18 protein-coding genes are annotated in these 20931 nt (G+C 67.5%); 10 read left to right on the forward strand and 8 right to left on the reverse strand.

Annotated elements, in window-relative coordinates; translation table 11 throughout:
- Positions 1 to 95: 95 nt before the first annotated feature.
- Positions 96 to 3659 (forward strand): hybrid sensor histidine kinase/response regulator, encoded by a 3564-nt coding sequence (locus AC1DIN_RS05985; protein WP_476809047.1) that lies wholly within the window; start codon positions 96 to 98, stop codon positions 3657 to 3659.
- Positions 3660 to 3665: 6 nt separating this feature from the next.
- On the opposite strand, the gene AC1DIN_RS05990 is transcribed toward AC1DIN_RS05985, so the two are convergent.
- Entirely contained in the window at positions 3666 to 4226 is a 561-nt protein-coding gene (locus AC1DIN_RS05990) for a thioesterase family protein (protein ID WP_441468723.1), read from the reverse strand.
- 120 nt (positions 4227 to 4346) lie between these two features.
- Here AC1DIN_RS05990 and AC1DIN_RS05995 point away from each other — a divergent pair, with 120 nt between their 5' ends.
- The 4 genes from AC1DIN_RS05995 (at position 4347) to AC1DIN_RS06010 (ending at position 6866) form a co-directional block, all read left to right on the forward strand.
- Positions 4347 to 4859 carry a tyrosine phosphatase family protein gene (locus AC1DIN_RS05995; RefSeq protein WP_476809048.1) on the forward strand — a complete coding sequence of 171 codons (513 nt, stop codon included), beginning with the start codon at positions 4347 to 4349 and terminating at the stop codon, positions 4857 to 4859.
- Positions 4860 to 5006: 147 nt separating this feature from the next.
- A complete protein-coding gene (locus tag AC1DIN_RS06000) occupies positions 5007 to 5471 on the forward strand; it encodes an Lrp/AsnC family transcriptional regulator (RefSeq protein WP_441468969.1) in 465 nt (154 codons plus the stop codon).
- A gap of 73 nt (positions 5472 to 5544) precedes the next feature.
- Positions 5545 to 5817, forward strand: a complete 273-nt coding sequence (locus tag AC1DIN_RS06005; RefSeq protein ID WP_476809049.1) for an exodeoxyribonuclease VII small subunit — start codon at positions 5545 to 5547, stop codon at positions 5815 to 5817.
- Between the two features lie 128 nt (positions 5818 to 5945).
- On the forward strand, positions 5946 to 6866 hold the full coding sequence (locus tag AC1DIN_RS06010; protein WP_476809050.1) for a pirin family protein: 921 nt from the start codon (positions 5946 to 5948) through the stop codon (positions 6864 to 6866).
- A gap of 28 nt (positions 6867 to 6894) precedes the next feature.
- Here AC1DIN_RS06010 and AC1DIN_RS06015 read toward each other — a convergent pair whose 3' ends face one another.
- Complete coding sequence (locus tag AC1DIN_RS06015; RefSeq protein WP_476809051.1) at positions 6895 to 8124, reverse strand: MFS transporter; 1230 nt, start codon at positions 8122 to 8124, stop codon at positions 6895 to 6897.
- Between the two features lie 181 nt (positions 8125 to 8305).
- On the opposite strand from AC1DIN_RS06015, the gene dxs reads away from it, so the two are divergent.
- Positions 8306 to 10216: a 1-deoxy-D-xylulose-5-phosphate synthase gene (gene dxs / locus AC1DIN_RS06020; RefSeq protein WP_476809052.1), complete on the forward strand. Its 1911-nt coding sequence runs from the start codon at positions 8306 to 8308 to the stop codon at positions 10214 to 10216.
- A gap of 9 nt (positions 10217 to 10225) precedes the next feature.
- The gene (locus AC1DIN_RS06025) at positions 10226 to 10954 is read left to right on the forward strand and encodes a TlyA family RNA methyltransferase (protein ID WP_476809053.1); all 729 of its coding nucleotides are present in this window, start codon (positions 10226 to 10228) and stop codon (positions 10952 to 10954) included.
- Here AC1DIN_RS06025 and AC1DIN_RS06030 read toward each other — a convergent pair whose 3' ends face one another.
- Positions 10955 to 11455, reverse strand: coding sequence for a hypothetical protein (locus tag AC1DIN_RS06030; RefSeq protein WP_476809054.1), 501 nt, complete (start codon positions 11453 to 11455; stop codon positions 10955 to 10957).
- An 88-nt stretch (positions 11456 to 11543) separates the two neighbouring features.
- Between AC1DIN_RS06030 and AC1DIN_RS06035 the strand changes: the two genes are divergently transcribed.
- Positions 11544 to 12311, forward strand: a complete 768-nt coding sequence (locus AC1DIN_RS06035; RefSeq protein WP_476809055.1) for an SOS response-associated peptidase — start codon at positions 11544 to 11546, stop codon at positions 12309 to 12311.
- 48 nt (positions 12312 to 12359) lie between these two features.
- On the forward strand, positions 12360 to 13955 hold the full coding sequence (locus AC1DIN_RS06040; RefSeq protein ID WP_476809056.1) for a gamma-glutamyltransferase family protein: 1596 nt from the start codon (positions 12360 to 12362) through the stop codon (positions 13953 to 13955).
- 1 nt (position 13956) lies between these two features.
- Here AC1DIN_RS06040 and AC1DIN_RS06045 read toward each other — a convergent pair whose 3' ends face one another.
- The 5 genes from AC1DIN_RS06045 to AC1DIN_RS06065 all read right to left on the reverse strand — a co-directional run bounded on the left by AC1DIN_RS06045 (position 13957) and on the right by AC1DIN_RS06065 (position 19681).
- Complete coding sequence (locus tag AC1DIN_RS06045) at positions 13957 to 14733, reverse strand: ABC transporter permease (RefSeq protein ID WP_441468733.1); 777 nt, start codon at positions 14731 to 14733, stop codon at positions 13957 to 13959.
- The gene (locus AC1DIN_RS06050; protein ID WP_476809379.1) at positions 14733 to 15458 is read right to left on the reverse strand and encodes an ABC transporter ATP-binding protein; all 726 of its coding nucleotides are present in this window, start codon (positions 15456 to 15458) and stop codon (positions 14733 to 14735) included. Before AC1DIN_RS06050 ends, AC1DIN_RS06045 begins: the two co-directional genes overlap by 1 nt.
- 220 nt (positions 15459 to 15678) lie before the next feature.
- Positions 15679 to 16752, reverse strand: a complete 1074-nt coding sequence (locus AC1DIN_RS06055; protein ID WP_476809380.1) for an ABC transporter substrate-binding protein — start codon at positions 16750 to 16752, stop codon at positions 15679 to 15681.
- A 262-nt stretch (positions 16753 to 17014) separates the two neighbouring features.
- On the reverse strand, positions 17015 to 18427 hold the full coding sequence (locus tag AC1DIN_RS06060; protein WP_476809057.1) for an FAD-binding oxidoreductase: 1413 nt from the start codon (positions 18425 to 18427) through the stop codon (positions 17015 to 17017).
- 15 nt (positions 18428 to 18442) lie between these two features.
- Entirely contained in the window at positions 18443 to 19681 is a 1239-nt protein-coding gene (locus AC1DIN_RS06065; RefSeq protein WP_476809058.1) for a class I SAM-dependent RNA methyltransferase, read from the reverse strand.
- 142 nt (positions 19682 to 19823) lie between these two features.
- Between AC1DIN_RS06065 and AC1DIN_RS06070 the strand changes: the two genes are divergently transcribed.
- Complete coding sequence (locus AC1DIN_RS06070) at positions 19824 to 20870, forward strand: cysteine synthase A (RefSeq protein ID WP_476809059.1); 1047 nt, start codon at positions 19824 to 19826, stop codon at positions 20868 to 20870.
- The last annotated feature ends 61 nt before the right edge of the window (positions 20871 to 20931 follow it).

Raw genomic sequence — 20931 nt, forward strand, 5'->3', positions numbered from 1 at the left:
GGCGCGTCCGATAAACTGCCGCAAAACTCGAAGCGGAAGCTCATGACGCCTGAACTCCGGCCTCGCTCGCGCATCGTCGCGCCAGGGATCACGGCATGATTCCGGCGTGGACCGTCATCCTGGTCGCGCTCGCCTATCTCTGCGGGCTGTTCGCCGTCGCGCATATCGCCGACACTTCGGGGCGCAAGCTGATGACCGGCCGGGCGCGCACCACGATCTATGCGCTCGCGCTCGGCGTCTACTGCACCTCCTGGACCTTCTACGGCTCGGTCGGCTTCGCCAATCGCGCCGGTTTCGACTTCCTCGGGATCTATGTCGGGCCGATCCTCGTCATCGGCCTCGGACACCGCTTCGTCGCGCGCATCGTCAGCATCGCCAAATCGCAGAACATCACCTCGATCGCGGATTTCGTCGGCGCGCGTTATGGCAAAAGTGAGCGCGTGGCGGCGCTGGCCTGCATCGTCGCCGTCATCGGCGCGCTGCCCTATATCGCGCTGCAACTGAAGGCCGTGGCCAATTCGCTTTCGGTCTTCCTCACCGCGACGGGCGGGCATGCGCTGGTGCCGGGCGTGCCGCTGCTGAGCGACCTGCCCCTCGTTGTCGCGATCGTGCTCGCCGGCTTTGCCTGCGCCTTCGGCACGCGCCACATCGACGCCACCGAGCATCAGGACGGGCTCGTGCTCGCGATCGCGGTCGAATCTCTGATCAAGCTCGTGGCGTTCCTCGTGCTCGGTTTCTTCATCGTCTACGGCCTGTTCGGCGGCCCCGGCGATCTGCTCGCCCAGGCAGCGAACCCACCAGAGGGGACGGTGCCGATCTGGGAGCGGACCTCGAGCTGGCCGAACTTCCTGACGCTGACCCTGCTGTCGAGCTGCGCGGCGCTGCTGCTGGCGCGCCAGTTCCACATGACGATCGTGGAGAACCGCGACGTCCGCGACGTGCGGCGGGCAGCCTGGATGTTCCCGCTCTACCTCGTGCTGATCAACCTGTTCGTGCTGCCGCTGGCGGCGGCCGGCGAGATCATGATGCCCGGCAGCGGGATCGATCGCGACATGACCGTGCTGCTGCTGCCGTTGCAGCGCGACGCGGGCGTGATCGCACTCCTTGTCTTCGTCGGCGGCCTCTCGGCGGCGACGGCGATGGTGATCGTCGCCTCCGTCGCGCTCGCGATCATGATCTCCAACCACATCGTGATGCCGGTGCTGCTGCGCGTGCGTCGCGCGCTGAGCGACCCGACCCGCTCCCGCCGACTGTTCAGCGACGGCAATGGCAGCACGGGCGGCGATCTCGGCTCACAGGTCGTCATCATCCGCCGCCTCGGCATCTTCCTCGTGATCCTGCTCGGCTATGTCTATTATCGGGCCTCGGGCGAGGCGGCGCTGGTCTCGATCGGCCTGCTCTCCTTCGCCGCGACGGCGCAGATCGCCCCGGCCTTCTTCGGCGGGCTGTTCTGGCGGCGCGGTACGGCCCTCGGCGCGACGGCCGGGCTGACGATCGGCACGCTCGTCTGGGCCTACACCCTGCTGATGCCGAGCCTCGCCTTGCCCGGCGGCTGGTGGAGCGAGGTCGTCGCGGAGGGTCCCTTCGGCGCGCAGAGCCTCAGGCCGGAAGCATTGTTCGGGCTCGACTGGCCGGCGCTGCCGCATGGCGTGTTCTGGAGCCTCGGCCTCAACATCCTCGCCTATGTCGGCTTCTCGCTGCTCAGGCCCGCAAACGCGATGGAGCGGCTGCAGGCCAACGCCTTCGTCGAGTCGCAGCCCGCGGCCATGGCCCAGTCCTTCTCGCTCTGGCGGACAAGCATCACGGAAGGCGAGCTCCAGGCGACGATCGCGCGCTATCTCGGGCAGGAGCGCACGGAGCGGGCCTTTGAGGGCTTCAACTCCAGCCGCGGCGAAACGTCGGACCCGAATCGAGACGCCGACATCCATCTCTTGCGCTTCGGCGAACATCTGCTCTCCTCGGCAATCGGCGCGGCCTCGTCGCGGCTCGTGCTCTCCCTCCTGCTGAAGCGGCGCAACCTCTCGACCGAGGCCGCGTTCAAGCTGCTCGACGACGCCTCCGCGGCCCTCCAGTACAACCGCGACATCCTGCAGCACGGCCTGGACCATGCCGGCCAGGGCATCACGGTGCTCGACCGCGACCTGCGGCTGCTCGCCTGGAACCAGGCCTTCATCCAGCTCTACGACCTGCCGCCCTCGCTGGTGCGCTTCGGCACGGGGCTCGATGAGATCGTCCGCTTCAACGCGGCGCGCGGCGCCTACGGCGATGGCGCCCAGGACGAGCTGATGGCGGCGCGGCTGGAGAGCTTCATCAAGGACCGCGAGCCGGTGCGACTTAAGCTCTATCCCTCGAAGAAGGTGATCGAGGTCCGCACCAACGCCCTGCCGGATGGCGGCTTCGTCACGACCTACACCGACATCACCGAGACCGTGGCCGGCGAGGAAGAACTCGAACGCGCCAATGAGAGCCTCGAGAAGCGCGTCGCCGAGCGCACCGAGGAGCTGCTGCACGTCAATACCGAACTCCAGCGCGCCAAGGCGGAGGCCGAAGCCGCGAACGCCTCGAAGACACGCTTCCTCGCCGCCGCCAGCCACGACATCCTGCAGCCGCTGAACGCCGCGCGGCTCTATGCGACCTCGCTGGTCGAGCGCGACCGCTCCGCCGGGGAGCCCGATCTCGCCGAGAACATCGATGCCTCGCTCGATGCGGTCGAGGAGATCTTGACCGCGCTGCTCGAAATCTCGCGGCTCGACGGCGGCGCGCTGAAGCCCGAGCTGTCCTCTTTCCGCCTCGACGAACTGATGCGCCAGCTCCAGCGCGAGTTCGAGCCGAGCGCCCAGGAGAGGGGCCTGAAGCTCGTTTTCATGCCGAGCAGCCTCGCGCTGCGCTCGGACCGGCGCCTGCTGCGCCGGCTGCTGCAGAACCTGATCTCGAACGCGATCAAATACACGCCGAACGGCAAGGTTCTGATCGGCTGCCGCCGCCGGGGCAATCAGGTCGCGGTCGAGGTGATCGACACCGGACTCGGCATCCCGCAGAGCAAGCAGAAGACCGTGTTCCGCGAGTTCCAGCGGCTCGACCAGGGTGCCAAGGTGGCGCGCGGCCTGGGCCTTGGGCTATCGATCGTCCAGCGTATCGCGCGCGCGCTCGACCATGGGCTGACGCTCGATTCCGCTCCCGGGCGCGGGACGCGCTTCTCGGTTCTGGTGCCGCGCGCCGCGCCCCTGCCGGCGATGGCGACCGGGGCCGCGCCGCGGCAGGCCCCGGCCGGCCAGCTCGCCGGAATGCGGCTGCTGGTGATCGACAACGAGCCTGCCATTCTCGACGGCATGAAAAGGCTGCTCGAAGGCTGGGGCTGCCAGGTCAGGACCGCGCCGAGCCTGGAAGAAGCCCTGCCGCATGTCGGCGGCAAGGGCGAGGCCGATGTGCTGATCGCCGATTATCATCTCGACCACGGCAACGGGCTCACCGCGATCAGTGCCTTGAGGACGCGGGCGCGGACGCCGATGCCGGCGATCCTGCTCACCGCCGACAGGACGCCGCATGTCCGCGAGGCGGCGAATGCGCTCGACGTCTATCTGCTGAACAAGCCGCTGAAGCCCGCGGCGTTGCGCGCCCTGCTGGCGCAGTGGCGCGCGACGCGGCTGGCGGCGGAATAGCCGCTTTCAGCCAGCCCCCGAGGCGGCGCTGCGCATGGATTCCTCGGAGGCGAGGAAAGCCGCCACCTCCGCGGTCGGCGCCGGGCTTTCCACGTCGATGCCGATCTCGCCGAGCAGGCGCGCGACCGGCACATAGGCCCGGGCACCCTTGTCGTAGAGCGCTGCGCGGACCAGCGCGACGGCCGCGACGATCTCCCCGCCATCGCGACCGCGCATCAGCATGCGGTGCTGCATCACCAGCCAGTTCTCGCTCCAGCACAGGATCCTGGTTTCCAGCCGAAACGGCCGGAACAGGCGCATTTCGCGGCGGAAGCGGATCGTGCCGGCATTGACCACAGGCAGCCAGCGATGGCGCAGCACCGCCCGCCACAGCCCGCTGCGCAGCATCAGATCGAGCCGGCCGAGATCCATCAGCGCCCAGTAGCGGCCATTGTTCATGTGCAGGCTGGTGTCGAGATCGTGGAACCAGACGCGGAAAGGCAGAACGGACGCCTCCCCCGGCAAGGCGAGTCCCGGACGGAAACGGGTCGTCAGCAGGAGCCAGATCAGCCGGAGCCAGAGATTCATGGGAGCTTTCGCCGTGGCGGGTCGATGGGTCGCGGCTTCCATGTCATGGAGACGTCGGCACTGTCGATCATGCTATCGTCTGCCCCACCGGTTTCGCGCCGAGACATCCGGAGCCGTCCCTTGCCAAGCCTTCACGTTTGCCCGCTGTCCAGGTTGAGCGAGACCGTCGCCGCCGTCCGCGCCCGCCATCTCGTGACGCTGATCAATGCCGGCACGCCCGTCGAGCGACCGGCCGGGATCGATGCAAACCGCCACCTCTTCCTCGGCATGTCGGATATCAGCACGCCGCTGGAGGGCCATGTCCTGGCCGGGCAGGACCATGTCGAGCGGCTCATCGCCTTCCTGCGCGACTGGGACCGTGAGGCGCCCATGGTGATTCATTGCTGGGCGGGCATCAGCCGCTCGACGGCTGCAGCCTATATCGCCGCCTGTGCGCTCAACCCCGGCCGCGACGAGGAGGAGGCCGCCGACGCGCTGAGGATCGCCGCTCCCTCAGCGACGCCCAATGCCCGGCTCATCGCCCTCGCCGACGCGGTGCTCGGCCGTCGCGGCCGGATGATCCGTGCGATCGGACGAATCGGTCGCGGCGCCGATGCTTTCGAAGGCACGCCTTTCGCCATGCCCCTGGCCTGAATCGGCCTGCGCGGCCGCGCATATTCCTGCAAGGTCAAGGCAAGAAGCTGCGGATGTAAGCGCATCCGCCCAAGATCAACGCAGAAGATTGCTTGCATCGGACGAAATTTGCGACGATGCATCGCGCGGGAGGTTTCCGCAGTGACCATGATGATCGAGCTCGACTCGCGCGACCGCGCCATCCTGCGGCTTCTCCAGCAGGACGGCCGCATCACCAATTCCGACCTCGCCGAGAAGGTGCATCTGTCGCCCTCGGCCTGCCTGCGGCGCGTGCGGCAGCTCGAGGAAAGCGGCCTGATCCGCGGCTATGCGATGATGCTCGACGACAAGATCGCGGGCTTTCCCGGCACGGCCTTCGTCTTCGTCACGCTCGACCAGCAGGGCCGCGCCTCGTTGGAAAGCTTCGAGCAGGCGGTGCAGAGCCTGCCGGAGATCCTCGAATGCCATCTGCTCGCCGGCGCGCATGACTATCTGATGCGCGTGATCTATCGCGACAGCGCCGATTTCGAGCGCATCCACACCGACATCATCACGCAATTGCCGGGCGTCACGCGCGTCCAGTCGACACTGACGCTGCGCACCATCAAGAAGACCTCGGCGCTGCCGGTCTGATCGGCCTCCGACGAACCGGGTTGCGGCAAGGCGCGCTCCGGCCGATAAGCTCACGGCAAAGAGGAATCGGTCCGTGAGCCAAGACAGCAAGTCTCAAGACAATCCGAATGCCGATATCGCGGCCCTGCCCTTCGAGGCGGCGATGAAGGAGCTCGAAGGCATCGTCGCGCGGCTGGAGCGCGGCGACGTGCCGCTTGAGGAGTCGATCGCGATCTACACGCGCGGCGAGACTCTTAAGGCACGCTGCGACGCGCTTCTGAAGCAGGCGGAAGCCCGCATCGAGCGCATTACGCTCGGCGCCGACGGCAAACCGACGGGCACGACGCCGCTCGACGTCGACGGCTGACCCGGAACGGCTGCGGCCCCGACAGCGGGGACCTTGAGATTGCGCCTCTGCCAGCGGCCGGTTGCAGCCGGCCTGCTTGCCCGCGAGCGCGATCGGGATCACGCTTCGTCCCAACCAAGGAGGCCGCCATGTCGCAACTGCCCGCCGACGACCCGATCCTGGGCGATGCCCGCTCCTGCGAGGCCATCGAAAAGGTGATCGTGCCACGCACGCACGATCTCGGCGGTTTCCAGGTCCGCCGCGCCCTCCCCGCGATCGGCCAGCGCATGGTCGGCCCCTTCATCTTCTTCGATCAGATGGGGCCGGCCGAATTCCATCTCGGGGAAGGGCTCGACGTCCGCCCGCATCCGCATATCGGCCTTTCGACGGTCACCTATCTCTTCGACGGCGAGATCATGCACCGCGACTCGCTCGGCACGGCGCTGGCGATCAAGCCAGGCGCGGTCAACCTGATGACCGCCGGGCGCGGCATCGTCCATTCCGAGCGGACCGGACTGGAGGCGCGGGCCACGGGCCCGAAGCTCTACGGTATCCAGGCCTGGCTCGCCCTGCCGAAGACGCATGAGGAGATCGCCCCGCAATTCGTGCATCACGGCGCTCCCGAACTGCCGAGGATCGTAGAAGGCGGGAAGCGCATCAGCCTGATCATGGGCTCGGCCTATGGCCAGACCTCGCCGGTGCAGTTCCCCTGGGAGGCGCTCTATGCCGAAGCCGTGCTCTCGCCCGGTTCCATCCTGCCGCTGGACCCCGACTATGACGAGCGCGCAGTCTATATCGTCTCGGGCAAGATCGACATCGCCGGCGAGGAGTTCGGCGCCGGCCAGCTGCTCGTCTTCAGGCCGGGCGACCGCATCTCCATCCTCGCGGTCGACCAGAGCCGCCTGATGCTGGTCGGCGGCGAGCCGATGGACGGCCCCCGCAATATCTGGTGGAACTTCGTCTCCTCGTCGAAGGAGCGCATCGAGCAGGCCAAGCAGGAGTGGAAGACCGGGCGCTTCGACACCGTGCCCGGCGACGACAAGGAGTTCATTCCGCTTCCCGAGGGCTGAAACAGTCGGCCGGCTCTCGCCGCCCCGTTCAGGCAATCTCGGACAGGTCCCGCAGCCTCGGCACCTGGGAAAAAGCGATGACGAGCAACTGAACCAGGAAGCCTGCCGTCGCGAGCCCCAGGCACGCGGCGATGCCGAAATGCGCCGCCACGGATGCGCCGATCGCGGCACCCAGCGGCCTCGCGCCGAAGGTCGCCGTCATGATCAAGGCAGAGACACGACCGAGCATCGCATTGGGAGTGACCGCCTGCCGCAATGTCATCGTCGAGATCGTCCAGATGATCGGCCCGACACCGAACAGGAAGAAGCTCGTGCCGACCAGATTGACGGACGGAATCCAGAGCGTGGCAAGCATCACCGCGGCTGCACAAAGACCGGCGAGCGGCCCGAGCAGGATCAGCGTCCCGAAAGAGACCTGCCGCGCAATATGAGGGGCGAGGACGGCGCCGACGATCATTCCCGCGCCGTAGATGCCGAGGGTGACGCCGACCTCGGTCGCACCGAGGCCGAGATTCTGGACGGCGTATGCCACATAGACCGCCTGGAAGACGAACCAGGAGACGTTGAAGAAGACTGCCGTCACCAGGATCGGCCTCAGCAGATCGTGCCCGGCGACGAAGCGAGCGCCCTCCTTCAAATCGTGCAGGAGATCGCGTCGTGGGCCGGACGGCGCCTCATCCCTCGGCAGGCCAGCCAGCAGGAGCGCGGCGAGGATCGAGAGCCCGGCCGCCAGACCGTAAGCCGTCGACACGCCGATCCACCCGACGAGCGCCCCGCCGAGCGCCGGGCCCCCGGCATAGGCGGCGCTGCGCGCCAGCTCCAGCCAGCGATTGGCGTCCGCAAGCCGGGCGCGCGGCACTACGGATGGGACGAAGGCCGGTGCCGCCACGCTGTAGCAGACCGTACCGACGGCGCCGAGCGCGCCGAGCACGGCGAGCCAGGTGAGGTTGAGGCCACCGGAGACCAGCAGCAACGGAATGGCGAGCAGCGACAGCGCACGCAGCGCTTCCGTGCCGACCATGAGCCGGCGCCGCGAGGCACGGTCGACCATCAGCCCTGCGGGAATCGACAGCAGAAGGAAGGGCAAAGTCTGCGCCGTCTGCAGCCAGCCGGTCTCGGCCGGACCGGCCGAGAGCAGGAGAACCGCAGCCAAGGGTGCGGCGGCCAGCGCGATCTGCTCCGAGAACTGGGCAGAGAGATTGGACCAGCCGATGCGCCTGAATGCCGCCGGCAGCGGTGTGATATCGGTCGGGTTCATCGCTTGATGTCCTCAGAAGCAGTCGTGAGGACACTGAAAAGCCTTGCAGGCGTGGGAACCACCCGTTTCGTGGGAAGATGCTGCCTCGCCGATGCAGAGGCAGATCCCAACCGTGGTTTGCCAGCGCGGCGCGCAGGCACTATTTCAGGACAGAACCATTCCAACGAGCCCGGACAGCCTCGTGCCACGCCCTGCGACTCCTCTGCTCGACACGATCCACGATGCCGCCGATCTGCGAGAGCTCGACGATGCCCAGCTTCGGCAAGTGGCGGATGAGCTGCGGCTGGAAACGATCGACGCCGTTTCCGTCACCGGCGGACATCTCGGCGCCGGGCTCGGCGTGGTCGAGCTCACCGTCGCGCTGCATCATGTCTTCGACACCCCGCGCGACCGGCTGATCTGGGATGTCGGTCACCAGGCCTATCCGCACAAGATCCTGACCGGGCGGCGCGAGCGCATCCGCACGCTGCGCCAGCCGGGCGGCCTTTCAGGCTTCACCAAGCGCTCCGAGAGCGAATACGATCCCTTCGGCGCAGCCCATTCCTCGACCTCGATCTCCGCCGGGCTCGGCATGGCCGTCGGGCGCGATCTCAAGGGCGAGCGCAACAACGTCATCGCCGTGATCGGCGACGGCGCGATGTCGGCCGGCATGGCCTATGAAGCCATGAACAATGCCGGCGCGCTCGGTTCGCGCCTGATCGTCATCCTCAACGACAACGACATGTCGATCGCCCCGCCGGTCGGCGCGATGTCGGCCTATCTGGCGCGGCTGGTGTCCGGGCGCACCTATCGTTCCCTGCGCGAAGTCGCCAAGCAGCTCGCCGAGCGGCTGCCGCGCTTCTTCCACGACAAGGCGAAGCGCACCGAGGAATATGCCCGCGGCTTCTGGACCGGCGGGACGATGTTCGAGGAGCTCGGCTTCTACTATGTCGGGCCGATCGACGGGCACAATCTCGACCATCTGCTGCCGGTGCTGCGCAATGTCCGCGACGCCGGGAACGGGCCGATCCTCGTCCATGTCGTGACGCAGAAGGGCAAGGGCTATGCCCCGGCCGAGGCCAGCGCCGACAAATATCACGGCGTCGTCAAGTTCGATCCCGTGACCGGCCTGCAGGCCAAGGCGCCGGCGAATGCGCCGAGCTACACCGGCGTCTTCGCCAACGCGCTGATCAAGCAGGCGCGGGAGGACGAGAAGGTCGTCGCCGTCACCGCCGCCATGCCGTCCGGCACCGGGCTCGATGCCTTCGGCAAGGAGTTTCCCTCGCGCACCTTCGACGTCGGCATCGCCGAGCAGCATGCGGTGACCTTCGCGGCCGGGCTCGCGACCGAGGGCTACAAGCCCTTCGTCGCGATCTACTCCACCTTCATGCAGCGCGCCTATGACCAGATCGTCCACGATGTGGCGCTGCAAAAGCTCCCCGTTCGCTTTGCGCTGGACCGGGCCGGGCTTGTCGGCGCGGATGGCGCCACCCATGCCGGCTCCTTCGACATCGCCTATCTCGCCTGCCTGCCCGACATGGTGGTGATGGCGGCGGCCGACGAGGCCGAGCTCACCCATATGGTCGCGACCGCCGCCGCCTATGACGAAGGGCCGATCGCCTTCCGCTATCCGCGCGGCGAAGGCGTCGGCGTCGAGATTCCGGATGTCGGCATGCCCTTGGAGATCGGCAAGGGCCGCATCGTGCGCGAAGGCACGCGCGTCGCCCTGCTCTCGCTCGGCACGCGCCTCGCGGAAGCGCTGAAGGCGGCCGACCTGCTGGCGCAGCGCGGGCTTTCGACCACGGTCGCGGATGCGCGCTTCGCCAAGCCGCTCGACGAGGCGCTGATCCTCAAGCTCGCCCGCGAGCATGAGATCCTGATCACAATCGAGGAAGGCTCGGTCGGCGGCTTCGGCAGCTATGTGCTGCATCTGCTGGCGCGCAGCGGCGCGCTCGATGCGGGCTTGAAGGTGCGGACGCTGACCCTGCCTGACGTCTACCAGGATCACGACAAGCCCGACGCGATGTATGCCGCCGCCGGGCTCGACGCCGCAGGCATCGTCGCCGCAGTCGATGGCGCGCTCGGGGCGCCGAACGTCGTCAAGCGCGCCTGATATTCACCCATGAAAAGCCGCGCGGACCAGTTGCTCGTCGAGCGCGGCTTCTTCGAGAGCCGCGCGCGGGCGCAGGCCGCTATCGCCGCCGGGCTCGTCAGCGTCGCCGGCCGGCCGGTACGCAAGGCCTCGGAAATGGTGGCTGATGACGCCGAGCTGACCGCTGAGGCGCCGCACCCTTACGTCTCGCGCGGCGGCCTCAAGCTCGCCGGCGCCCTCGATGCCTTCGGCTTCGATCCGCAAGGGCTGGTCTGCCTCGATGTCGGCTCCTCGACGGGCGGCTTCACCGATCTCCTGCTGAAGCGCGGCGCACGCCATGTCGTCGCCGTCGATGTCGGGCGCGACCAACTCCACAATTCGCTGCGGACCGATCCGCGCGTCACCAGCTTCGAAGGCCAGGACATCCGAACGCTGGCCTCGGAATCCCTGCCGGAACGGCCGAGCCTTGCAGCGATCGACGTCAGCTTCATCTCGCTCAAGCTGGTGCTGCCGGCCGTGGCCGCGCTGCTCGCGCCGGCTGCCGGCATCGCGGCGCTGATCAAGCCCCAGTTCGAGGCCGGCCGCGCCGCCCTCAAAAAGGGCATCGTCCGGGACGAAGCGATTCAGCATCAGGTCTGCGACGATATCGTCACGGCGTTGCGTGCGCTTGGCTTCACGGTCGACGGACCGATCCCCTCCCCGATCGACGGAGGCGACGGCAACCGGGAGTTCCTCGTCGGGGCGCGGCGGAAAGCGTGATCAGCGCGTCAACAGCGCATCGATCTGCGCTTGCAGAACAGCATCCTCGACGGCCGTGATGTCGATCATGCCGTTGGCGTTGATGAACTGCGTGGCGCGGGCGATCTGCCGGCGCAGCGCATCGCTCGCCACCTCGACGATCATCGGCAGCTCCTTCGGTTGCGGCGTCTCTGCAAGCAACGCGGTCACGGTGCGCACCAGCCGGGTCATCGATCGGCAGACATCCTCGAAAGCGCTCGCGTGGACGGGCTCGATGCGGTCATAGGCCGCCAGCGCCGAAGCCGCGCAACGCAAGGGCGAGCTTCGGAAATGCTCGCGATAGCTGATGCTCTGCCAGGCCTGGAGATCGGCGACGAGACTCTCGTCCATGCCGGCCATCTCGATCAGCATCAGGGCTTCGCTGTAGCGGTTGAGGAAATCGGTCGAGAGACGGGGAGCGTCGACGCTTCCAGCCAGTCCCACCGGCACCTCGGCCAGCACATTCGTCGCGATGGCACTCATCTTCTGCCCCGGAATCGGCGCGACTATGTTTGGCCAACCGGAAAGAAAGTGTTGATCTGACCGCCTCGTCTCGACGTAAACAGCCGGCATGTGCGGACGCTATGCGATCACCCTCCCCCCTGAAGCGATGCGCGAGGCCTTCGGCTATCGCGAGCAGCCGAACTTCCCGCCGCGCTACAATATCGCGCCGACACAGCCGGTGCCTGCGGTGGTCGTGCATGACGGGGCACCGCGCTTCCTGCTGATGCGCTGGGGCTTCATTCCCGGCTGGGTGAAGGACGCGAGGGACTTTCCGCTCGTCATCAACGTCCGCAGCGAGAGCGCCGCCGAGAAGCCGTCTTTCCGCAATGCTCTGACGCGCCGGCGCTGTCTGCTGCCCGCCGATGCCTTCTATGAATGGCGGCGCAGCGGTGCCGGCCGGCAGGCGCAGAGCGAGGCCTTTCTGTTCCGCCGGCCCGATCGCGGCTTCTTCGCCTTCGCCGCGCTGTGGGAGACCTGGCATTCCCCGGATGGGTCCGAGATCGACACGGTCGCGATGATGACCGGTCCGGCGAACGGCCTGATGGCCGCCATCCACCACCGCTGCCCGATCATTCTCGATCCGCGCGACTATGCTGCGTGGCTCGATCCGCAGGCCACGGCCGAGCAGACCAGGCGCATGCTCAAGCCGCCGCCGGACGATCTGCTGGAAGCAGTCGCCATCGGCAACGCCGTCAACAAGGTCGCCAATGACAGTCCGGAGGTGCAGTTGCCTCTGGCCGAGCTGCCCGACCAGGAGCCCCCCGAAGCGCCGAAGCGCCATGCGCGCAAAGCGACCCGGCCTCCCACGGATGACGGGCAAGGCAGCCTGTTCTAGCGCTGGAATCATGCTCTGATCGTCGCGGAAGACGACGAGGAGACGCAGATGCACGGCCGCCGCCCCACCATGACCTCCCGCCACGGCATGGTCGCCGCGGCCCATCCATTGGCGGCACAGGCCGGCGCGAGATTGCTGGCGCAGGGCGGCAACGCCTTCGATGCCGCAGCCGCCACCGCCGCCGCGCTCAATGTCGTCGAGCCCTTCATGTCCGGCCTCGCAGGGATGGGCTTTGCGACACTATGGGTCGCCGCCGAGCGGCGCGTGCGGGTGCTCGATTTCGTACCGCCGATCCCGGCCAGCTTCCCGGCCGAACGCTTCAGCAAACGCAGCGATCTCGAACGCGGCCCGCTCGCCGTCGCCGCCCCCGGCAACCTCGCCGGCTGGTGCGAGCTGGCGAAGACCTACGGCCGCAAATCGCTGCCGGAGATCTTCGCGCCGGCCATCGCGCTGGCGCGGGATGGTTTCGCGCTAGCCGAGTTCGGCGCGGCGGAGTTCGAGGAGAACGATCCGCTGCTGCAGGGCCGCCCCGCGCTCTATCCGGCGTGGTCCCAGAACTATCAGCCCGGCGGCGCGCTGCATCTCGGTTCGCTGCTGGTGCAGTCCGACCTCGCCCAAACCTTCAGCGAGATCGCCGAGAAGGGGCCCGATCACTTCTACCGCGGCGCCCTCGGCGAGAAGGTGATTGCCCATCTGCAAGCGCTCGGCGGCTCGATGACCATGGCCGATCTCGCGGCGGTGAAGACAGTGTGGCGCGAGCCGCTGGCGGCGAGCTTCCACGGGCTGAGCGTTCATGTGCCGCCGCCGCCCTGCGAAGGCTTCCAGTTCCTGCTGACGCTGCGCCTGCTCGACGGGCTCGACCTCGCCGCCCTGAGGAAGGACGGGCCTGATCATCTCGACCTCGTCTACCGCGCGATCCGCCTCGCCGCCGGCGAGCGCATCGCCCACAACAACCCCGGCCCTGACAAGCTCGCCGAACTCTTGTCCGACGACGCGGTGGAGCGGCTGCGCAAGCGCCTCAACGACGGCAAGCCGGTGACGGGGCCGACCGAGCAGTGGACGCCGCAGGAGAGCGAGGACCCGGCGCATACGACGTCGTTCTCGATCGCCGACAGCGACGGCAACCTGATCTGCATCACGCAGAGCCTCGGCAGCCCCTTCGGCAGCGGCGTCGTCGTGCCCGGCACGGGCCTGTGCCTCAACAACTTCCTGTATTGGGCGGATGTGCAGACCGGCAGCCCGAACCGGGCCAAGCCCGGCGATGCGCTGGCGATGTGCATGTCCCCGTCGATCTCGACGCGCGACGGCAAACCGGTGCTCGCGCTCGGCACGCCCGGCAGCTACGGCATCATGCAGACGCAGGCCCAGGCGATGGTCCAGCACCTCGTCTTCGGCCTGCCGCTGCAGGAGGCGATCGAGGCGCCGCGCGCCCGGCTCTGGGACGGTCACCTCGTGGAGATCGAGAACCGGGTCGCGCCTGAGACCATCGACGAGCTCGTCCGGCGCGGCCATGATGCCCGCGCCTTCGATGTCGGCTGGACGATGCGCTGCGGCGGCATGCAGGCGGTCGCCGTCGATCCGGCGACCGGCGTGTCCACAGGTGCCGCAGATCCGCGCCGCGACGGTTACGTCGCAACGCCTTAGCTCAGGCGACGATCTCGCCGCGGAAGGCCCAACGGGTCATCCGCCGCTCGACCAGTGCGCAGAGCGCATAAAGCGCCATGCCCATGATCGCGATGGAGAACAGGCCGGCGAAGGTGGTCGGCGCGTCGTTGCGCGCGCCGGCCGAGAGCATCAGGAAGCCGATGCCGCGATTGCCGCCCACGGTCTCCGACAGCACCGAGCCGACGAAGGCGAGCGTCACCGCGACCTTCAGGCTGGCGAAGAGATAGGGCATCGCGCGGGGCACGCCGACCTTGGTGAGGATTTCCCATTGGCTCGCGCCGAGCGAGCGCATGACGTCGCGCATCTCGGGTTCGATGGTGGCAAGGCCCGTGGCGACGTTCACGACGATCGGGAAGAAGGAGATGACGAAGGCGGTGATCACCGCCGGCAGCGCGCCGACGCCGACCCAGATCATCAGGATCGGTACGATCGCGACCTTCGGGATCGCGTTGAAGGCGATCAGCAGCGGGTAGAGACCGGAATAGACGAAGGGCGAGGCGCCGATGGCCAGGCCCAGCAGCAAGCCGAAGCCGATCGCCAGTGCGAAGCCGATGAGCGTGGTCCAGAGCGTCTCCAGGCAGAAGCGCAGCAGGATATCCCAGCGCTGAACCATCGTCTCGAAGATGCGCGTCGGGCGCGGCGCCAGAATCTCGGGGACGTCGAAGACGATGCAGGCCAACTCCCAGGCGAGCAGCAGGCCTGCCATGGCAAGCCAGGGCATGGCGAGGAGCAATATGCGCCTCTGAGTCTCGCTCATCACGCATGCTCCAGATGGATGCGTTCGCGCAGTTCGTGGACGATGTCGACGAACTCGACCGAGAAGGTCGTCTCCAGCGTGCGCGGGCGCGGCAGCTCGATCTTGCGGATCTTGACGATCTTTCCAGGGCGCCGGCTCATCACATAGACGGTGTCCGCGAGATAGACCGCCTCGCGCAGATCGTGCGTGACGAGAACCGCTGTGAACCGGCGCTCCATCCAGAGCTTCTGCATCACGCTCCAGAGCTCTTCGCGGGTGAAGGCGTCGAGCGCGCCGAAGGGCTCGTCGAGCATCAGGATATCCGGCTCGTGGACGAGCGCGCGGCACAGGCTGGAGCGCTGCTGCATGCCGCCCGAGAGCTGCCAAGGGTACTTCTGGCCGAAGCCGCCGAGGCCGACCGAGGCCAGCAGCGCCTCGCCGCGCGCGACATATTCGGCCTTGTTGGCACGGAAGCGGCGCTTGTGCGGCTCGACCACCTCCAGCGGCAGCAGGATGTTGTCGAGCGTCGTGCGCCAGGGCATCAGGGTCGGCGCCTGGAAGGCCATACCGACGCCGCGGATCGGCCCCTTCACCACCTGCCCGTGGACCCGAACCTCCCCTCCACTCGGCGGCAGCAGTCCGGTGACGAGTTTCATCAGGGTCGACTTGCCGCAGCCGGATGGGCCGACCACGGCGATGAACTCGCCCTTGGCGATGGAGAGCGTCGCATCTTCAAGCGCCAGCATGCGGCCGGGCCCGCTGCCATAGGCGAGGCTGACCTGCCGCAGTTCGACGAGAGGCGGTTGGGAGCTATTCGCCCCCAAGCCCTCATCCTGAGGAGCAGGCCGGGATGCCTGCATCTCGAAGGATGGTCCAGATATCACGGGAGCCTCCTGAAGCATCCTTCGAGACGCCGCTCCTGCCGGAACGGCTCCTCAGGATGAGGGCCGGGGATGGAACGGCGCGTCAGGGCGCGACCATCCGCTCCGCCTTCGGCGGCAGGAACTTGCCCGTGAAGACCTTGTCCGGTTTGGGCGCCGAGGGCAGGCCGAAGGCCTCGGCCACGTCCTTGACCGAGCGGGCGAAGCGGGCCGGCTCGACATCGCCCATGCCGTTTTCCTTCACGAAGGGCGTCAGCACGTTCATCCGAAGCGACATGTCGAGGCGCTCGGCCTCCAGCTTCTCGTCGATCAGCGGGTCACGCTTCTTGGCGGCGGCGATACCCAGCGCCGGATTGGCCGCGACTTCCTTCCAGGCCTTGGCGGTGGCGCGGAGGAAGCCGGTGACAACCTCAGGCTTCGCCGCCAGCGCCGGCGAGACGATGATGCCGTTGCCGTAAACATCCATCTTGTAGTCGGAGTAGTTGAACGAGACGACGTCCTCCGCCTTCACGCCGCGCGCCTTCAGATCGAGGATCGAGGAGAAATAGTGCCCGGAAATGAAGTCGACCGTGCCTTGCACCAGCGACTGCTCGCGCAGCTGCGGCGTCAGATTGACGTGCTGGACGGTGGCAGCGTCGAGCCCGACCTTCTTGGCGAAGGCCGGGAACAGCCGGAATGAGGCGTCGAAGACCGGCGCGCCGAGCTTCTTGCCGGCGAGATCGGCCGGCTTTGTGATGCCGCTCTTCTTCAGCGCATGGACGCCGAAGGGCGGGAAATCATAGGCCATGAAGACGCAGAGGATTTCCTTGCCCGCATTCTTGGCGTTGTACTCGATCAGCGAGTTCACATCGGCGAAGCCGATATCGTAGGCGCCAGTCGCGACACGCTGGACTGCGCCGGCCGAGCCCTGGCCGGGGTCCATCGTCACGTCGAGCCCTTCGGCCTTGTAGTAGCCCTTGTCGAGCGCGACGAGGAAGGGCGAGGTCGGCCCCTGAAAGACCCAGTCGAGCGTGAATTTCAGCGAAGTCTGGGCGGCCGCCGGCATCGCCCCGGCCAGTGCAGCCGCTCCCACCAAGGCCGCACCGACAAGACCGCGCCGCGTCGGCCCGAAGCCCGTCATCCGCGCGCAATTCGACAGCATCCGCGTCACGCCGATCATACCAGCCAACCCCTCATGTTCTCGTTATGAGGCCGAAGGCTAGAGATGAGGCAAAAAGCGGTCAATCGAGCGCAGGGCGCATCCTGCCAAATTTTTGAGCAGGACGTTCCGGCAGCGATGCTTCACGACGCAGCCTGCCGATGGCGCGGGCAAGGGTTGGTGCCCTCCAAGAGCGATCGTCATTCTCGGGCGGAGCGGAACGCAGACCCGCGAATCTTGATCAGCAGATGCTCGGGTCAAGCCCGAGCATGACGAGCGCCACTCATTCCTGCGCCAGCATCGCGCCCGGGTTCAGAATCCCCCGCGGATCGAGCGTCTGCTTGATCGCGCGCATCAGGTCGAGCTCCACGGGGTCCTTCACGCCCGGCAGCAGGTCGCGCTTCAGGCGGCCAATGCCGTGCTCGGCCGAGATGGAGCCGTGGAGTTCCGTGACGATGGCATGGACCGCCTCGTTCATCTCGCTCCAGCGCGCGAGATAGGCGGCCTTGTCGGCGCCGACCGGCTGGCTGATGTTGAAATGGATGTTACCGTCGCCGAGATGGCCGAAGGGCACGGGGCGGCAGCCCGGGACCATCGCTTCCACCGTCGCAATCGCGCGCTTCAGGAATTCCGGCGTAGCGTGGACCGGCACCGAGACGTCATGCTTGATCGAGCCGCCCTCATAGGTCTGCACCTCCGACATCATCTCGCGCAGCTTCCAGAAATCGGCGCGCTGGGTCAGCGACCCCGCCAGCGCAGCGTCGGTGACGATGCCATTCTCCAGCGCCTCGCCGAGGAAAGCTTCGACATGCTCGTCGAGCCCGGCGGCGGACTGGGCTGAGACCTCCATCAGCACATACCAGGGCGACGGCTCGGATAGCGGGTCGCGCGCGCCGGACGCATGGCGCAGGACGAAATCCAGACCGATGCGCGGCATCAGTTCGAAGGTGGTCAGAGTGCCGCCGGCGCCGGCCTTCGCGGCGTTGAGCAAGGCAAGCGCCGCTTCCGGGTCCGGCACGGCAAGGAAGGCGGTGGCGCGGGCCGCCGGCAGCGGGAAGAGCTTGAGCACCGCGGCGGTGATGATGCCGAGCGTGCCTTCGGCCCCGATGAAGAGATCCTTCAGGTCGTAGCCGGTGTTGTCCTTGCGGAGCTGGCGCAGGCCGTTCCAGATGCGTCCGTCCGGCAGGACGACCTCGAGCCCGAGGCAGAGCTCACGGGCATTGCCATAGGCAAGGACGGCGGTGCCGCCGGCATTGGTCGAGAGGTTGCCGCCGATGGTGCAGGAGCCTTCAGAGGCGAGCGAGAGCGGGAAGAGGCGACCTGCCGCCTCGGCCGCATCCTGCGCCCGCTTCAGGGTGACGCCAGCCTCGACGATCATGGTGTCGCCGTCGGTGTCGACCGCCCGGATCTTGTCGAGCCGCTGCAGCGAGAGGATGACTTCCCTGCCCTCCGCAATCGGGATCTGGCCGCCGACGAGCCCGGTATTGCCGCCCTGCGGCACCAGCGTCGTGCCGGTCTCGGCGGCGAGCTTCACCAGCTCCGCGACCTCGGCAGTCGAGCCTGGGCGGACGATTCCTTGCGCCTTGCCGCGGAAGAGATCGCGCCACTCCTTGAGATAGGGCACCATGGCGTCGGCATCGGTGATAACGTTCTTCGCGCCGACGATGCCGGCCATGCGATCAAGAATTGCGCTCATCCTGAAGCCCTGTCCTCAGCCCTTCCTGCCTCGCCGGAACACGCCGACGAGCTCGACATGGGCGGAATAGCGGAACTGGTCGACCGGCGTCACGGCCTCCAGCGCATAACCGCCCGCAACCAGCGTCGCAGCGTCGCGCGCGAAACTGCCGGCGTCGCAGGAAACGTAGACCACATCCCGGACCTTCGAGGCCGCAAGCCGCTTGACCTGCGCCTCCGCACCGGCGCGCGGCGGGTCGAGCACGACGACGTCGAAACCGTTGAGCTCATGCTCCAGCAGCGGGCGGCGGAACAGGTCGCGCGTCTCGGTCGCGATGGGTTTGAGTCCCTGCGTCGCGCCGGCGCCCTTGGTCAGAGCGAGCATCGCCGCCTTCTCGGTCTCGACGGCCAGCACCTGCATGCGCTCGGCCATACGGAAGCTGAACGGGCCGCAACCGGCGAAGAGATCGGCGACACGCTTTCCCTTCGGCAGAGCAGCCATGACGAGTCCGGCCAGAGCCTCCTCGCCCGCCACCGTCGCCTGCAGGAAGCCCCCCGCGGCCGGCGCGACCAGCGCCTTGCCCATATGCTGCAAGGGCGGGCGGCGCTCGACGACGATCTCGCCATGGTTGGAGAGCCTGGCGAGGTCGAGCCGTTCCGCGAGTTGGGTCAGGGCCAGCCTGAGTTTGTCGGCGACCGGGCCGTGGCCACGCATGTCGACATCGAGCCCCGCTTCCGAGGCGGTGATCTGGATATCCAGCGGCTTGTTCGCTCCGCCCATGCGGTTCGCCAGCATCTGCGCGACGGCAGGCGCCCGATCGAGGCCCGGCGCCAGCACCGGGCAGGCCTCGACCGCGATCAACTCATGGCTGCGTGCCGCCATAAAGCCGACGACCATCGCCTCGCCCTGGCGGCGAGCATGGAAGGTGACGCGCCGGCGCCCGGCGCCATGGGCATCGACGAGATCGGCGACCGGCGCCTCGATGCCGGCGCGGCTCAGCGCCGTGACCACCTGCTGGCGCTTCCATTCCCGGTAGAGGCCGGGCTCCATGTGCTGCGCCGCGCAACCGCCGCAGCGGGTGAAGAGCGGGCAGATCGCAGCGATGCGGGATTGGGAGGGCGCGATGATCTCGACGAGTTGCCCGCGCTCGCCGTCGACCACTGCGCGCACGGTTTCGCCCGGCAGCGCATAGGGAACGAACACGGTGCCAGCGGGCGTCTGCACGATACCGTCGCCGCGCTGACCGAGGCGATCGACGACCAGAATTTCATTCATGGCGAGCCTCGGAGAAGAGTTTTCTCCCGGCTGCGGCTTGGCGACTGGCATGGTTGCGAACCCGGGGCGTGCGGCCCGCTTGCTTGGTGACCTTGGCGAGTGTTTCGCCTATCAGGTCAGAGACGAATTGGGAAATCCGGCCATGACCATCCGCAACGGCGTCATCGAAGCCATCGGCAACACCCCACTCATCAAGCTGCAAAAGGCGTCGCTGGAAACGGGTTGCGCCATCCTCGGCAAGGCCGAATTCATGAATCCCGGACAGTCGGTGAAGGACCGCGCCGCGCTCGCCATCATCCGCGACGCCGAGGCGAAGGGGCAGCTCAAGCCGGGCGGCGTCATCGTCGAAGGCACGGCGGGCAATACCGGCATCGGCATCGCGCTGGTCGGCAATGCGCTGGGCTATCGGTCGGTCATCGTCATCCCGGAGACGCAGAGTCAGGAAAAGAAGGACATGCTGCGGCTCGCCGGCGCGACGCTGGTCGAGGTGCCGGCCGCGCCTTATGCCAATCCGAACAACTACGTGAAGGTCTCGGGCCGCCTCGCCGACGAACTGGCGAAGAGCGAAGCGAGCGGCGCGATCTGGGCCAACCAGTTCGACAATGTCGCCAACCGGCAGGGCCATTTCGACACCACCGGCCCGGAAATCTGGGATCAGACGGCGGGCAAGGTCGACGGCTTCATCTGCGCGGTCGGCTCGGGCGGCACGCTCGCCGGCGTCGGCATGGCGCTGAAGGCACGCAATCCGAAGGTCACGATCGGCCTCGCCGATCCGATGGGCGCTGCGCTGTATTCCTATTACACGAGCGGCGTGCTCAAGGCGGAGGGATCCTCGATCACCGAGGGTATCGGCCAGGGCCGCATCACCGCCAATCTGGAAGGCGCACCGGTCGATGCCGCCTTCCAGATCCCGGATGCGGAAGCGGTCCAGATCGTCTTCGATCTGCTGGAGCAGGAAGGCCTCTGCCTCGGCGGCTCCTCGGGCATCAACGTCGCCGGCGCGATCCGACTGGCGAAGCAACTGGGCCCCGGCCACACCATCGTGACGGTGCTGTGCGACTATGGCACGCGCTACCAGTCCAAGCTCTTCAACCCCGAATTCCTCCGCTCGAAGAACCTGCCCGTTCCCGGCTGGCTGGAGCGCGATGCCGCGGCGCTGAAGCAGGTCGCTGCCAGGGTGATGGCGTAAAAGTCGGAATCATTGCCGCCAAAGCGCTCGCTTTGCCGGAAAAGTGATTTCCACGGACCGG

It is taken from the genome of Allobosea sp. 05T438 (assembly GCF_056396025.1).

Coding starts and splice junctions, on each gene's coding strand:
- AC1DIN_RS05985 (WP_476809047.1), top strand. CDS start 96: ATGATTCCGGCGTGGACCGTCATCCTGGTCGCGCTCGCCTATCTCTGC.
- AC1DIN_RS05990 (WP_441468723.1), bottom strand. CDS start 4,226: ATGAATCTCTGGCTCCGGCTGATCTGGCTCCTGCTGACGACCCGTTTC.
- AC1DIN_RS06000 (WP_441468969.1), top strand. CDS start 5,007: ATGATGATCGAGCTCGACTCGCGCGACCGCGCCATCCTGCGGCTTCTC.
- AC1DIN_RS06010 (WP_476809050.1), top strand. CDS start 5,946: ATGTCGCAACTGCCCGCCGACGACCCGATCCTGGGCGATGCCCGCTCC.
- AC1DIN_RS06015 (WP_476809051.1), bottom strand. CDS start 8,124: ATGAACCCGACCGATATCACACCGCTGCCGGCGGCATTCAGGCGCATC.
- AC1DIN_RS06025 (WP_476809053.1), top strand. CDS start 10,226: ATGAAAAGCCGCGCGGACCAGTTGCTCGTCGAGCGCGGCTTCTTCGAG.
- AC1DIN_RS06030 (WP_476809054.1), bottom strand. CDS start 11,455: ATGAGTGCCATCGCGACGAATGTGCTGGCCGAGGTGCCGGTGGGACTG.
- AC1DIN_RS06035 (WP_476809055.1), top strand. CDS start 11,544: ATGTGCGGACGCTATGCGATCACCCTCCCCCCTGAAGCGATGCGCGAG.
- AC1DIN_RS06040 (WP_476809056.1), top strand. CDS start 12,360: ATGCACGGCCGCCGCCCCACCATGACCTCCCGCCACGGCATGGTCGCC.
- AC1DIN_RS06045 (WP_441468733.1), bottom strand. CDS start 14,733: ATGAGCGAGACTCAGAGGCGCATATTGCTCCTCGCCATGCCCTGGCTT.
- AC1DIN_RS06050 (WP_476809379.1), bottom strand. CDS start 15,458: ATGCTGGCGCTTGAAGATGCGACGCTCTCCATCGCCAAGGGCGAGTTC.
- AC1DIN_RS06055 (WP_476809380.1), bottom strand. CDS start 16,752: ATGATCGGCGTGACGCGGATGCTGTCGAATTGCGCGCGGATGACGGGC.
- AC1DIN_RS06060 (WP_476809057.1), bottom strand. CDS start 18,427: ATGAGCGCAATTCTTGATCGCATGGCCGGCATCGTCGGCGCGAAGAAC.
- AC1DIN_RS06065 (WP_476809058.1), bottom strand. CDS start 19,681: ATGAATGAAATTCTGGTCGTCGATCGCCTCGGTCAGCGCGGCGACGGT.
- AC1DIN_RS06070 (WP_476809059.1), top strand. CDS start 19,824: ATGACCATCCGCAACGGCGTCATCGAAGCCATCGGCAACACCCCACTC.